Raw genomic sequence first — 13606 nt, forward strand, 5'->3', positions numbered from 1 at the left:
GCCTGGGGCCAGCCGCCCTGGGGCGGCTGGCCAGCTGCGGTGTGGCGACGCTGCTGGTGAGTCCCCAGCCGCGGGTGGGGCTGTTGATCAGCGGCGATGAGCTGGTGGCGGCCGGGGCGCCAAGGGGGCCGGGCCAGATCTGGGAGAGCAACGGCACCCTGCTGCGGGCCCTGCTGGAGCGGCTGGGCTACGGGGTGAGCGAGCAGCGGGTGGTGGCCGATGATCCGGCCGCCCTGCGCCGGGCGCTGCTGGAGCTGGCCGCCGGCTGCGATGTGGTGGTCAGCACCGGCGGCGTGTCGGCTGGCGACAGCGACTGGATCCGGCCCCTGCTGGCTGACCTGGGGGAGGTGGGCTTCTGGAAGCTGTTTCTCAAGCCCGGCCGGCCCTTCGCCTTCGGCCAGCTGGGGTCGCGGCCCTTCTTCGGCTTGCCCGGCAATCCGGTGGCCGCGGCGATCACGGCCCTGCAGTTGCTGTGGCCGGCCCTGCAGCAGCTGGAGGGGGGCGAAGTGGTGCTGTTGCCGCGGCTGAAGGTGCGCCTGGCGTCGGCGCTGAAACGGGGTGCCGGCCGGCCCGAACTAGCCCGGGCCTGCCTGCAGGTGGATGGGGATGGCGCCTTGCTGGCGCTGGTGGAGGGGAGCCAGGCCTCGTCCCGCCTCGGCTCGCTGCAGGGGGCCGACCTGCTGCTGGAGATCCCCGCCGAGACCGGCGCCCTGGAGGCCGGCGCGGAGCTGTGGGCCCAGCTGCTGCGGTTACCCCTGCTCTGAGTCAGTCGCTGCTGGGGTCCGCCGGCCTGGGGGCGGGGATCGGGGCTGGGAGGCCGTCGATGCTGCGGCGGTTCTTGCGCTGCCAGTAGCGCTCCAGGCCCTCGGACCCCTTGCGGCGGGCCCAGCTGTCGAGGGCGGTGCGATCGCCGCCATAGGCGTACCTGGGTACCGCCATGCCGCAGGAGGTCTGGACCCGGTCGATGGCCAGATCGAAGATCTGTCGGGCGCCGGCCAGGGGCTCGAAAAGGCCGTAAAGCCCGTCCCAGCCGTCCTCGCCGCACTGGATGGTGCGGGCGGTGCCGTAGAGCCGCAGGATCTGGGGTGGGCCCTCGAAGGCGCAGAACATCAGGGTCATGCGCGGACAGGCCTGCACATGGGCGGCGGTTTCGTTGCCGCTGCCGGTGAGGTTGAGCCAGACCACGCGCTGTGCGTCGAGCACCCGCAGGGCATCCCGTCCCTTGGGGGAGACGTTGACCGTGCTGTCCGCCGTGGCGGTGCCGACGAAGAACAGCTTCTGGGCGATGATGAAGGCGATGTGGTCGGCGTTGAGGGTGCCGCAGGACTGGCCCATGGAAGGGGGGCGATGGAGTCAGAGGGGGGTGTTGCCGGCCACCCAGGTGCCGCTGCCGCCGCTCCACTCCCGTTTCCAGAAAGGAGCGTGGTGCTTGAGATCCTCCAGCAGCTCCTGGACGCAGCGCAGTGCCGGGCCGCGGCGGTCGGCCTGGACGGCCACCAGCACGATCGCCTCCCCCGGTGCGATCCGCCCCACCCGATGCGCCACCAGCACCGCCCCCGCGCCATGGCGCGCTGCGCAGGCCTCGGCGAGGGCCCGCAGCTGGGCCTCGCTCATGCCGGGGTAATGCTCCAGCTCCAGGACCTCCAGGGGCGCGCCGCTGGCGGTGGTGGGTCGCACGCGGCCGATGAAGTGGCTTTCGGCGGCCATCCTTGCTGCGCCAAGGCTGTCGCGGCTGTCCGCCGAAAGGCTCCGCTGCCAGGCGGCCAGCAGCTCGAGCGGCTCGAAGGGCGCCTCCAGGAGCTGTACCGCGATCGTGAGTTCTGGGTTGGGGGTCGGCATCGCTCAGCCTCCGGTGATCGGGGGCAGGAAGGCCACCTCGTCGCCGGGGCGCAGGGGGGTGCCGGGGGCGGCGAAGGCCTGGTTGATGGCGATGCGGATGCTGGGGGGGATCCTGCCGCCCGTGGCGGGTCCGTCGTCCAGGGCCAACCGCCGCCAGAGATCGGCGGCGCTGGTGGGGCTGGCCTCAAGGGGGACCAGCCGCTCCCCCCAGCCGGCCCGCTCCCGCAGGGCGGCGAACAGTCGCACCCGCACCGCGGCGGTGAGGTCTGGAGAGGGGGCGACCACAGGAGGGCAGTGCATCGATCAGTGGGTTGACTCTGGGCCCCGGAGCCCTCAGGCCGAGAGGCCAACCTGGCTGGGCAGGGATCGGCAGACCACCCGATTGCGGCCATGACGTTTGGCTTCGTAGAGGCAGTCGTCGGCCAGCTGCATCAACCTGTCGGCGTCACAGTCCGCCGTGGACTGGGGATCCCACGCCGCGATTCCAATGCTGACGGTGAGCACGTTGCCGGTGGTCAGGCCGGGATGGTAGATCCCTTTATCAAGGATCGACTGGCGCAGGTTCTCGCAAAGCTTCAGCGAGGACTCCGCATCCGTTTTGGGTAAGATGATGGCAAATTCTTCACCGCCCAGTCGTGCCACGAAGTCACTCTTGCGGCGCAGGCAAGCCCTGAGAGAATCGGCGATTTCCTTGAGGCATCGATCGCCATAGGCGTGGCCCTGCAAGTCATTCACTATTTTGAATTGATCGATATCAATCAAGGCTAGAGAGAGGTTGACTTGTTGAAGCCTTGAGGCGGAAACATTGCCCTTCAGGAACGAATCAAAACTGCGGCGGTTGGCCAACTGGGTGAGTGGATCCAGCATCGCCAGTCGCTTGGAGCGCTCGCTCTCAAAGGCATAGAACAGGAGGCTCAACAGGCTGCTCATGGCTTCGATGCGTTGCACTTCCTCATCACTGAAAACACTCCCTTCGTGCAGGGTAATGCTGAGAACGGGGATCGATATCCCTCGGGAGTCGAGCCGAATGCCGAGGTAGTCACTGCAGCCGGCCTTCCGCAAGGAATCCAGGAAGGGAAAGCTGTTGTCCTTGGTTGGTGTCAGCTTTTGTCGAAAGACCTTGCTCCTTGTGGCAATGAAGTGAAGGGGGCTGTGAAGGTGCTCATCCTCCTCGAGGAAATCCCTTTCCATGCGGAAGGTGCCGACCAGGCCCGGACGGGACTTTACCCAGACATACTGACTGCAATCGATGTCGTCCTGGTCGGGAAGAAAGGCCAACGAAAAGCGATAGATCTCCAATCCCCAGGACTTCAGCTCGTTGACAAATAGCAACACGAACTCTTCAAAGCTGCGTAGCCTTGACCAGTTATCAAAGATGTAGCGCTCCAGGGGCACTTTCCCTTCGGCGGTCCTGAACTCTTCGCCACCCCCTGAATCCCGCAGGCGGGACGTGACACGGATCTTTTCCAAGGTCTGCTGCAGGGAGTCGCGATCCGCCCATTCCGAGGACTGGATGAAGGATTCCACACCCTTCAAGGTGATGGGGGCGGAGATGAGATACCCCTGCAATGCATCGGCTCCCAAGCGAACGACAGCGGCCAGTTCATTGTGGGTTTCGACCCCTTCGCAGACCACTGTTTTGCCGAGCGCATGGACCGTGTCAATGAACGAACCCACATAGCGCTGAAGCCTGAAGGAACGATCGATCCCTTTAATGAGATCAATATCCAGTTTGATCGCGTCATACCAGGCTTCGCTGATGCGCCTGTAGTTGGAAAGTCCTGATCCGAAGTCATCAATGAAAATCCTGAAGTTCAGCTCCTTCATCAGACGTTCTGAAGCCGTTGTCACATCCTCGGATCCGGCCAGGATATCGGTGGCGGCCATTTCTGTGATCTCGATGTAGAAGATAGAGCTGTCGATGACATGGGTCTTGAATAGGTCGATCAAATGATTCAGTCGTTGGCCTGTGGCAACGGAGTCCGCGCTGATATTGATGGAGACATATTCAATCCGGTGGCGCAGAAGCTCGGATTCGCTGAGGGCTTGTTTGACTTCGGCCAATCGGCTCACAACAAGGGCGTCAATCTGATGGGCGATACCGATGTCATGGGCCAGTTGCATCACCTTGCCAGTGCCGAGTTTGTTCAGCGTTGGGGGACGGAATCTGATCAGGAGTTCAAGTCCAAAATGGCCTGGATTCGAGATCTGAAGGATTGGTTGAAAAAAGAGCTCAAGATCACTGGCGTTCAGGCAGCTGAGTTGCGTTCTGATTTCATTCTTGTCTCTGACCAGTAGATCGTCACCACGTTTCACCAGCCGAAACGATCGGCGATCCTCGGCGGCCAGCATCTCTCCGAAGGCCTGCATCGTCAGCAGGGAGGTCGGGGGATCATTCGGCCGGAAGCGTTGACCGGTGATGATCACATCATCCCAGGCCAGAACGGAGTTGCTGGAAAGCTGAATCGAACCCGACACAATGCCAAGCAGCCTGGCGAGCAGCGCTTCGCAGGCGTCCGTGTCATCGATCGGAATGCTTCCAGAAGCCCGGACGATCAGGGCCATCTTGTTCTTGGAGATGCGATAGAAGTTGAACCCAGGGTGGACAGGCCAACCTTTGTCGATGGCACGACAGGCATTGGTCAGGATTTCGGAGGATTCCAGCTCACTGTGAAGTCCGCTTTGGCGCTCCAGATAGCGAAAGTCAATGGTCACCAGAACGGCGGCGTCCTGACGCTGCGACAGAGTCCTGATGGCAGGATCTTCGAGATCCTTGACCAGTGCATAGTGGGTTAGAAATGAAGATTGGCTGTCTTTTCTGAAGCCGCTGACAATTTCTTGCTTCTGCTTTTCACTCTGGCCGGAGATGGAGGCCATCACGGCTGTCAGCAGCATGCCAAGCACGCCAAGCGTCAAGGCAAGAGTGTGTTCCACACCAGCCTCGGCGTGGGCAGCTGGCGGCAGGTTCAGGCCAATGTCAAGCTCCCCGAATCTGAGCTGATAGAGGTGGCTGTCCTTGTCGGCTGAGGCGACGACAACGGACCATGGAGCCAGCCCGATGGGCCCGTGGCCCGTCGTCTTGGTATCGACCAACGCCTGTCCACGCAGTTTGACCCACCGGCCATTCGGCTGGCGGATGGGGCCAGAGGTGAACAGCAACGTTCCGGGTTGGGAGGGCTCAACGGCCATCACCAGTGGCGTGCTGGGGAACTGTCTTGGACAGATCAGTGGGAGGCCTTCGCGGCTGGTCGCGATGGGAGGCCTCTCGGTGGGCACGGGCTGGGAGGCGACGTCTGAACTGGCGACGACCTCCAGACGGTGGGAGGACAGGTCCTGCCGTTCCACAGCCCTCTGGGCAGGGCCTTCCTCAGCGGATGGTCTGGCGAAGACGCGCTCCATTCCCTGCAATGCATCGCACAAGCGCAGGGCGACGCGGTCGCTTTGATCACGCCATTCCTTGGCATGGCGTCGATCAAGGAGATGGGTATAGATCAGGAGAGAGGTGCTTGAAAGAAGCGCTCCGCTGATGATCACCGTTCTGGTGCGCCGGCGCATGTCCCTCCCTCACATCCCTCACCTTAGCGACCAAACCCTGAGCAGCCCTGCGCCGCCACCTCTCGCTAGGGGGTGGCCACGGTGATTCCGGGAGCCAATGACGGGCCGTTGACGCTCCCAACCGTCGCTTCCACCGACGTTTCAGATGTGGCTTGCCCATCGGAGCTTCCTTTCACCGGTAGCTCCTCACCTTTACTCATAAATCTTTCAGCCTCCCTCCCCAATCGGTCGAATTGGTCTCCTGTCACATCCACAGGATTGCTTCTACCCCTAACATCCGACGGCACGCCTTTCTTCGACAGCGTGCATCGCAGCGATCATGACTTTATCGATTGTGTCTGCCTCTACTTGTCAGATGGGCAGGCTTAACCTCCCCTTGACTGTGGTTCTCGAGAGGTGATTCACGCCGCAGTCATTGGTGCTGGAGCCTGCGGGCTGGCCCTGGCCAGGGGGCTCTGGAGGCAGGGCCTGCCGGTGCGTGTGTTTGAGCGGGTGGCAGCGCCGTCTTCCAATGGTCATGGGTTTCTGCTGCTGGCCAATGGCTGCGAGTCCCTGCGTCGCCTTGGCTGCGACCCTGCAGACAATCTGGGCCACCCCATCACATCGGTGCGGATTGTCTGTTGTTCCGGCGACGTTCATGCGGATTATCCGATTGATGGGGCGGTGGCGCTGATGCGTCACCGGTTGCTGGAGGCACTGCTGCGCGGGGCCCCGCCCGAGCTTGTGCAGTACAACCACCAGTTCGAGACTTTCGAATGGGCTGGGCAGAAGGCCAGGGCGGTGCGATTCCAGAATGGCCATTCCCATGAAGCCGATGCCTTCATCGCGGCCGATGGCGTCCGCTCCAGCTGCCGGCTTGCCATGGGTTGCGCTTCGACGGCCCAGCCAGGCCGCGTCAAGGAGATCGTGGCCCACATGCAGCATCCCCTGCTGGCCGCGGAGCTGGGCCATCGCTTTCTGAAGGTGCTCGATCCCTCCGGGGGGCTGGCGGTAGGCCTGGTCCCCTTGGGCGATAACAGATTGATCTGGTTCGTGCAGTTCGACAGCGAGCGTTTCGCCACCCCACGCAGGGCTGAGGTGGGGGCCTTCCTCGAGGCGCACTTCCGCCACTTTCCCGCCGTGGTGCGCCATGTGCTGGGCGCCACCGATCCCTCCCGCGCCCACCTGTGGCACACCGTGGACGCGGATGCTTCCAGCCGCTGGAGCCGGGGGAATGTGGCTCTGGCCGGGGATGCGGCCCATCCGCTGCTGCCCTTCACCAGCCAGGGCGTCAATACGGCGCTTGAGGATGCGGTCCTGCTGAGTCGCCTGCTGAAGGATTGTCGGGATCCCGGGGAGGTCCCGGAGCTTTTTGCCGCCTACGAACGTGAGCGCCAGCCAGCACTGCTGCACTGTGTGGAAGCCGGTCGCCAGATGGCGCGGTCCTTTGTCCAGCCCGCCCCGAGCAGGCTCCCGTTGCCGCTGATGGCATGAGCGACCGTTTCGCGGACGCGTTCCTCGATGGGGCCGTCCCTCTGGATCTCCTGCGCCAGCGGGCCCACAACCTGCGCTGGGCCGAGCAGGCCCCGGGGGTGATCCCGCTGACCGCCGCCGATCCGGACTTCCCGGCGGCCCCGTCCATCCGCGAGGCGATCGCCGATTACGCCCACTCCGGCGTGTTCAGCTACGGACCCGCCGGCGGCCTGCCGTCCTTCCGGCAGGCGGTGGCCCATTACCTCCGCCAGCGGGGGGCGCCCGTTTCGGCCGCGGGGGTGGTGGCGGTGAACAGTGCGGCGGCGGGTCTGGCCCTGCTGGCCCGCCACTGGCTGTCGCCCGGTGACGAGGCGATCGTGTTGGATCCGGTCGATTTCCTCTTTGCCCACACGGTCCGCAGCGCCGGCGGGGTGCCGCTGTTGTGGCGGATCACCCCTGACGCCCCCCTGGACTTCGCGGCCCTGGAGGCGCTGGTGACCAGTCGCACCCGACTGGTCTGCCTCTGCAACCCCCACAATCCCCTGGGCCGCTGTTTTCGCCGCGACGAACTCGAATCCCTGGGCCGCTTCTGCCTGGAGCGGGGTCTGCGGGTGCTGAGTGATGAGGTGTGGAGTGATGTGGTCTACCCGCCGGCCACCTTCACCAGCTGGCTGGCCCTGGCTCCGGAACTGGCCGGCCTCGGGGCGGTGGTGCACGGCTTTTCCAAGTCCTTCGGCCTGGCCGGGTTGCGGGTGGGTTACGTGGCGATGGTGGATCCGGAGGCGGCCGCCAGGCTCCTGGCCGACAGCGAGTTGCCCTCCACCGTCGATGGCGTCGCCACCCTCAGCCAGGTGGCCGCCACGGCCGCCTACGGCCCCGAGGGCCTGGCCTGGCTGGAGGCGTTCCTGCGCCACCTGCTGGACCGCCGCGACCAGGCCGTCACCCGGCTGGCGGCGATCCCCGGCCTGCGGGTGCATCCACCGGCGGCCACCTTCGTGCTGTTCGTCGGCCTGCCGCCGCGGTCCGAGAGCGTCGAAGAGATGGTGGAGCGCCTGCGGCGGGAGCACGGGGTGGCGGTGGTGCCGGGGAGCCCCCGCTGGTTTGGGCCCGGGGCGGCGGGCCACCTGCGCCTGAGTTTCGCCACCTCCGAGGCCCTGCTGGCGGAGGGCCTCAATCGCCTGGCGGCTGGTCTGTCCTGAGCAGCCGCACCGGATCGCCCACGGCCACCGGGCCGGGGGTCAGCACGCTGAGGCGGAGGCCGGCCACCACGCCGTTGTGGCGGGCGGTGGCCCGCAGGATCTCCAGGTCTTCGCCCAGGGGGCCCTGGGCCAGGGTGGTGACCACGCAGCGGGGGCAGCCGCCATCGACCCGCAGCACCAGCTGCTCGCCGATCTGCAGACAGGAGCCGCCCCAGGCCTCTTCCACGAAGCCCTCGGCTCCCGTCGGCGTCTGGATCAGCAGGTTGGGGCGGAACCGTTCGACGGCGAAGTCCAGCTGGGGTTCTAGCTGCCGCAGCCGTTCCAGGGTGGCGGTGGTGATGGCGTGGATGGGGCAGGCATCAAAGAAGGTGCCCGCAGGCAATTCCAGGGCGTTGGTTTCGTCCTGGAAGGCGCGGCCTTCCACTGGCGGCCAGTACTGGTCGAGGCTGGCGCCGTCCGGTGGGGTGTCGAGCAGGCTCACCCGGCGCCCGAACAGCTCGCTGAAGAAGGCACCGACATCGGCGTCATCGCTGCAGAGCTCAGCGGCCCCATCCTCCTGGCGCGGGCCGATCAGCACCGGAGGCAGGGGCGCCGACGGCCCGGGTTCCTCCCGGAAGCGGGCGCGGTAGTCGAGCAGATCCCTCCAGAGGCGTGGGTTCTTGGCGCTGGCCACCCGGCCGCTGGCGTGGTCCCACAGGGCATAGACCCGATCGCCCAGGATGCCCCGGGCTTCCACGTCCAGCCGCTGGGGAGAGTCCCCGAGCATCGATTTGACCGGGTAACGCCAGAGCGTCTGCACCGTTCCCACCAGCTCCTGCACGCGCTAGACCCGTTGTTGCCCGCCCACTCTGTGGGCCGGAGCGGGCCGGCTCCGGTAGCAGGACTTACCGTCCGCCAAGGGTTCGCCTGGATCCAGCTGCTGGGGCCATGAAGGAATGCATCCACCTGAGGTCGGCCCGGTTTCCGCTGCTGCCCAGTGAAGCCGAGGAGCGGGTCAACATCGACCTGGTGGGCAAAGCCCTGGCCCTCTACCTGCAGGAGAAGCTGCAGCGCCTGGGCAGGGACGTGCCCTTTGTCTGCTGCGAAGACTGGGGCTGGTGGGTGGAGCTGGCCGGAGCCCCCTTTCGCTTCGGGGTCTGCGTCTACAGCCTGCCTGGCGAGGGGGAGGTGACGGCGTTCTGCTGCACCGACGGAGCCAGTGCCGAGCGGATCTGGAACTGGCGGACGTTCAGCTGGATCGACACCGCGCCATGGGCGGAGGCCCTGCACGGCGAGCTGCTGGCCATCTTCCAGGACGATCCGGAGGTGGAGCTGCTCGGCAGCGGTCCTACGTTCCCCTGAGTTCAGGGGCTGCCGAAGAAGCCGCGGGAGTTGAGCCAGAGGCTCAGCACCACTAGTGGCAACAGGAACCCCGCCAGGATCTGCAGGCGCTGGCGCAGGCCGCCGGGCTCCGCAGTGAGCTTGGATTTGCCGGGCTTTGGCGGCTGGCGGCGGGATCGCGGGGGCATGGCTTCAGTTCCTCACCAGCGCCTGTTCGAGTGAAAGACGATCCCGGAGTTCACCGGGGAGGTGGGTCCAGTGGCGGGCGATCAAGTCGGCCAGCTGCTGGCCATTGACCAGGCTGATTCTGGCGAAGCCCTCCTCTGCGGCCGCTGCCACCGCCGCCGGCTGGAAATCGGCGGTGGTGATGTAGACGCCATGGCCGCCGAATGGAATGAACTGACGCAGTTCCCGCACGGCGTCGGCACCGATGCGCGCCCCGAGGTTGCCACGGTGAAACCGGGCATGGAGGCGGATGCGTGCCGGTAGCGACAGTCTGATTTCGCCGCAGGCATCGAAGACATCGCGCAGGGCTCCGTGGTGCTCGGCCCGCTCCCAGTCCTCGAAGCCGAGGGCATCGAGCAGATGAACCACGAGTCGCTCGAAGTCGGGCGGGGTCAGCTGCATCAACTGTTCCAGCACGATACGGTGCGATTCCTTCCGAGTGGCCGGCGAGTCAGAGGCCACCATGCTGGTCTGGCCGAGGGCCCGGATGAATTCCTCCTTGTGCTCCACCATGAAGACGGTCAGCAGTGACCGCATCCGGGTGTGCGCCGGCACGGTGAGGAGGGTGCGGATGGAATCCCGGAACGGCGTGGAGAAAAGGTCCAGCCGGATCGGTTCTGCCGCCCAGGTGACGGGACGCCGATGCCGCAGGGGGCAGCCGTCGTCTCCACTGGGGTCGTAATAGGGCGTGCCCGCGTCTACGACGCCATGGATCAGAAGGTCGGTATCCGCCGACGGAATGATGACGTGGTCGTTGGGCTGGATCTCGAACAGAAAGCGATGGATCTCATTGACGTAATTGGAGAGCAGGATCGCGCTCTGGATGTCCGGGAAGTAGCGACGCACCACCGCATAGAGCTGATCCCGGGTCTGGATGGGGCCGAGATCCTCACTGATCTCCCGCCAGCCGATGCCGACGAAGCCGCCCCTGAGGAAATTGTCCGCATACATGCCTCCGCCAGCGCGCACGCACCAGACGTTGGTCATCGCTGCACCCCAGGGGGGCCCTTCAAGGCGCGGCTCATGGGAGGAAATCGGGTCGGGAGGGCAGCCCTGATGGCGCCATGGGGATCTGGCTGCTGGTAAAGCCTCTGAGCGAGCGCTCCGGGGAATTGTCGCGAATCTTGCCGGGAAGCGCATCCTCATCAACCATGAGACGCAGGAGAGCCGTCTGATACCTTCGATCTTAAGGCATCACTCACCATTCATTAGTTCTTTGGCCCAAGCCGCCGCACGGCCCGCTCCAGGGAGGGCGCCAGCCCGCGCCACTCCTGCCGCCGGGGGCTCCAGATCTGACCGCTCTGCAGCGCCTCCAGGTCGGCCAGCACCATGTCCTGTCCTTCGTTCAGCTGCAGAGCCTCCAGGGGCACGGTGAGCAGGCCACGGAAGTAGTAGGCGCTGAGCTGGGCCTCATGGTGCTCGAACCAGAGCGGCAGCGGTGGTGCCCCCCAGCCGATCTCCTCCTGCAGCTCCCGCAGGACGGCCTGCTCCGGCCGCTCGCCTGGATCCAGGTGGCCGCCGAACAGGCCCCAGCAGCCTGGATGGACGATGCCCTCGATGTCGTCCCGCAGCTGCAGCAGCCAGCGGCCCTCCCGCTCCAGCATCCCCAGGGCCACCGCGAAGGTCATGGGTGGGGGCGCGCCATGGGGCGAAGGGGCTGTGGTGGGGGGAGTCTGGCTTGATGATCGCTGCCCGTAGCCCGTTGCCATGGCCTCCCTAGCGTTAGCGACAACACCCTCCGAGCACCGGCTCCAGCGGTGACCGAGACCCTGACCGAGTGACTGCCGCCGATCTCGCCTTCCTCGTGCTGCGCGGCGCGACCGCCATCGTCTGCGCTCTGGCCGCGCGCGGCGCAGCGCACCGAGCCGGCCTGAGCGCCCAGCCGCGGCAACGGCGCTGGCGTGCCTGCCTTGGCGCGGTGGTGATGCTGGCTCTGGGGCTGTTTGCCCTCGAAGACGGGGTGCTCGTGGCGCTCGGTCAGCTGGGTGAGCCGATCGGCTGGCGCAGTTGGGTATGGGTGCTGCTGGACCTGGTCATCCCCGCCCAGGTGCTCGCCGCGCTGGCCACCCTGCGTCAGCGCGACCGGCTGGAGGCCGAGCTGGCCGCTGCGGCGCAACGCGACCCGCTCACCGGCCTGCCCAACCGCGCCGGCTTCACCGAGGCGGCCAGTGCGGTCCTCGCTGCGGCCGCGCGCGATGGCCGCCCGGTGGCGGGCGCCATGCTCGACATCGACCATTTCAAGGCCATCAACGACGGCTGGGGCCATGGGGCGGGCGATGCGGTGTTGCGGGACGTGGCTGCGGCCATGCGGGCCGTGCTGCGCCCGGGTGATGTGCTGGCGCGGATCGGCGGCGAGGAGTTCGCCGTGGTGCTGTCGGGCGTGGACACCCAGGCCGCCCGCCCCCTGATTGAGCGGCTGCGGGCGGCGGCGGCAGCGGTGCCCCACCCCGGAGCGCGGGAGCGGCGCGTCACCCTTTCGGGCGGCCTGGCGCCGGTGCAGGGGCTGGGCCTGGCCGCGCTGGAGAACGGCCTGCGAAGCGCCGACGGCGCCCTCTACGCCGCCAAGGCCGCCGGGCGGAACAGGGTGATGGTGGCGGGCTGATGGGCGGGGGGTACCCGGGAGCGGTGGTGCATGAACGGATCCTTGCCCAATTCGCGCCAACTCCTGGGTGCCCAGCCTTGAGGGTGCAACTTGAGCGAGGCCCTCCGATGACGAGCGTGACGCTCATGACTGATTTGTTCTTCGCAGGAGGAAAGGGTGGAGGTGACTGGCTGGAAGGTGCCACGGTACGCAGCGTGAACAGCCGCGGCAGCACGTCAGACTGACATCTGCTCATTGAGGGGTAAGCATGATGCTGGCCCCGCGACCATCCACATTTCGATCGAAGAAGAGATAGTGCTTAAAACGCCAACCGCAGGTGCCACGACCGGCATCGGGGATCTCAAACTTCTGTCCAGGGTCGACGCAAACTCGCCATTTTCCTTTCCAGTTTAAATTCTTGGTTTCGGCATAGGCATAGAGCCGGCCTCGGTAACCTGGGGGAAGAGCCAGATTGTCGCAGTCACCCTGGGCAACCTCATACCAGCCTTTACTGGTCAGGCGGCCATGTTTGTCCGTCAATGCCTTGGCGACATAGGCCGACCCGTCGCCGGCGTTGTTACAGACGCGCAGGGCCGTCTGCGCCGGGCGCTGCTGCCCACTGGCGGCGATCGTCTCCCTGAGGTTGCCGCGTGCATCAAGCACGTCGCAACGCCACTTGCTGTTTGGGGCGTAGACCTCAATCTTGTCGCCCCGTCGCCAGTTGGCCCGGCATATCGAAATCCAGTTGCCAACGCCGCTTGGCTGGCCGGGTACGAGGCTGAGTCCGCGGCTGGCCAGCTTGAGCCCCAGCCTCAAAAGGATCTCCTTGAGGTCTGGATCCCTCGAGACGTCGATGCCAATCGAGACGGGAGAACGACAATTCGACTGACAACAGGCTTGGCGTCCAGGAGCCAGTGTTTCGAACTTTGCTCCGCGCACGATTTGAAACGACCTGTTGGCACGATTGACGATGCAGAAGGCCCCGTCGACGGCGGAAGCTGGAGCGGCCCAGAGGAGGCTGCCCCCCACCCCGAGTGACAGCAACAGCGCCATGGCTTGGAGCGGAGAGCTGTGGAGCCCCTGGCCAGAAGGGTCCATGGAAGTCCTTTTCCGTTCTCCTGCACATTCTGATCAGCTTTCCCCTCCCGTGGTAATTGCGGCGCCTGTCGCTAAGTGATGGGCGCCTGGCCGAACGGGTCCATCGGGGTCCGCCACCGATGGCAGTGCGCGTGAAGCTCCGCAGCCCCTCAGCCGATCCCCCCCACCACCGGCCACCAGGCCGCCGCAGCCACCAGTTCCGCATCACTGCAACCTTCGGCCCGCCGGCTTTCCGCCGCCTGGCTGTCGAGCAACGAGCCGTGCAGCGCTTCCCCCAGGGCCTGGCGCAGCAGGCCGCTGGCGGCGAAGGCGGCCGAGGCCTCCGCCAGGCTGGCGG

14 protein-coding genes and 1 pseudogene are annotated in these 13606 nt (G+C 66.0%); 5 read left to right on the top strand and 10 right to left on the bottom strand.

Annotated features, from left to right (window positions below):
• On the top strand, positions 1 to 764 hold a 764-nt coding region (locus VB739_RS14555; RefSeq protein ID WP_323357751.1), incomplete at its 5' end, for a molybdopterin molybdotransferase MoeA.
• Position 765: 1 nt separating this feature from the next.
• Here VB739_RS14555 and VB739_RS14560 read toward each other — a convergent pair.
• From VB739_RS14560 to VB739_RS14575, 4 genes are read right to left on the bottom strand one after another with little or no spacing between them, the layout of a single operon-like run.
• Positions 766 to 1335, bottom strand: a complete 570-nt coding sequence (locus tag VB739_RS14560; RefSeq protein WP_323357752.1) for a pyridoxamine 5'-phosphate oxidase family protein — start codon at positions 1333 to 1335, stop codon at positions 766 to 768.
• An 18-nt stretch (positions 1336 to 1353) separates the two neighbouring features.
• On the bottom strand, positions 1354 to 1839 hold the full coding sequence (locus VB739_RS14565; RefSeq protein ID WP_323357753.1) for a molybdenum cofactor biosynthesis protein MoaE: 486 nt from the start codon (positions 1837 to 1839) through the stop codon (positions 1354 to 1356).
• A gap of 3 nt (positions 1840 to 1842) precedes the next feature.
• Positions 1843 to 2124, bottom strand: a complete 282-nt coding sequence (locus tag VB739_RS14570; protein ID WP_323357754.1) for a MoaD/ThiS family protein — start codon at positions 2122 to 2124, stop codon at positions 1843 to 1845.
• Between the two features lie 48 nt (positions 2125 to 2172).
• Positions 2173 to 5394, bottom strand: coding sequence for a GGDEF domain-containing protein (locus VB739_RS14575; protein ID WP_323357755.1), 3222 nt, complete (start codon positions 5392 to 5394; stop codon positions 2173 to 2175).
• Between the two features lie 396 nt (positions 5395 to 5790).
• Here VB739_RS14575 and VB739_RS14580 point away from each other — a divergent pair, with 396 nt between their 5' ends.
• Positions 5791 to 6867 carry an NAD(P)/FAD-dependent oxidoreductase gene (locus VB739_RS14580; protein ID WP_323357756.1) on the top strand — a complete coding sequence of 359 codons (1077 nt, stop codon included), beginning with the start codon at positions 5791 to 5793 and terminating at the stop codon, positions 6865 to 6867.
• A complete protein-coding gene (locus VB739_RS14585) occupies positions 6864 to 8045 on the top strand; it encodes a pyridoxal phosphate-dependent aminotransferase (protein ID WP_323357757.1) in 1182 nt (393 codons plus the stop codon). Before VB739_RS14580 ends, VB739_RS14585 begins: the two co-directional genes overlap by 4 nt.
• Here VB739_RS14585 and VB739_RS14590 read toward each other — a convergent pair.
• Positions 8017 to 8865 (bottom strand): MOSC domain-containing protein, encoded by an 849-nt coding sequence (locus VB739_RS14590; protein WP_323357758.1) that lies wholly within the window; start codon positions 8863 to 8865, stop codon positions 8017 to 8019. The two genes, VB739_RS14585 and VB739_RS14590, sit on opposite strands and share 29 nt — an antisense overlap.
• Before the next feature lie 107 nt (positions 8866 to 8972).
• On the opposite strand from VB739_RS14590, the gene VB739_RS14595 reads away from it, so the two are divergent.
• On the top strand, positions 8973 to 9386 hold the full coding sequence (locus VB739_RS14595) for a hypothetical protein (RefSeq protein WP_323357759.1): 414 nt from the start codon (positions 8973 to 8975) through the stop codon (positions 9384 to 9386).
• Positions 9387 to 9388: 2 nt separating this feature from the next.
• Here the strand turns inward: VB739_RS14595 and VB739_RS14600 are convergent, their stop codons facing one another.
• From VB739_RS14600 to VB739_RS14610, 3 genes are all read right to left on the bottom strand, one after another.
• Positions 9389 to 9553, bottom strand: coding sequence for a hypothetical protein (locus tag VB739_RS14600; protein WP_323357760.1), 165 nt, complete (start codon positions 9551 to 9553; stop codon positions 9389 to 9391).
• A 4-nt stretch (positions 9554 to 9557) separates the two neighbouring features.
• The gene (locus VB739_RS14605; RefSeq protein ID WP_323357761.1) at positions 9558 to 10577 is read right to left on the bottom strand and encodes a restriction endonuclease; all 1020 of its coding nucleotides are present in this window, start codon (positions 10575 to 10577) and stop codon (positions 9558 to 9560) included.
• A gap of 221 nt (positions 10578 to 10798) precedes the next feature.
• Positions 10799 to 11218, bottom strand: a complete 420-nt coding sequence (locus tag VB739_RS14610; protein WP_323357762.1) for an NUDIX hydrolase — start codon at positions 11216 to 11218, stop codon at positions 10799 to 10801.
• Positions 11219 to 11394: 176 nt separating this feature from the next.
• On the opposite strand from VB739_RS14610, the gene VB739_RS14615 reads away from it, so the two are divergent.
• Positions 11395 to 12192, top strand: coding sequence for a GGDEF domain-containing protein (locus VB739_RS14615; protein ID WP_323357763.1), 798 nt, complete (start codon positions 11395 to 11397; stop codon positions 12190 to 12192).
• Positions 12193 to 12423: 231 nt separating this feature from the next.
• Here the strand turns inward: VB739_RS14615 and VB739_RS14620 are convergent, their stop codons facing one another.
• Together VB739_RS14620 and VB739_RS14625 are read right to left on the bottom strand one after the other, a co-directional pair.
• On the bottom strand, positions 12424 to 13224 hold the full coding sequence (locus tag VB739_RS14620) for a DUF1036 domain-containing protein (RefSeq protein WP_323357764.1): 801 nt from the start codon (positions 13222 to 13224) through the stop codon (positions 12424 to 12426).
• Between the two features lie 194 nt (positions 13225 to 13418).
• Positions 13419 to 13606: pseudogene (locus VB739_RS14625) on the bottom strand (glutamine synthetase); the annotation flags it as partial.

The sequence above is a fragment of the Cyanobium gracile UHCC 0281 genome (genome assembly GCF_034931305.1).
In the GTDB taxonomy this organism is placed as follows: Bacteria; Cyanobacteriota; Cyanobacteriia; order PCC-6307; family Cyanobiaceae; genus Cyanobium; species Cyanobium gracile_A.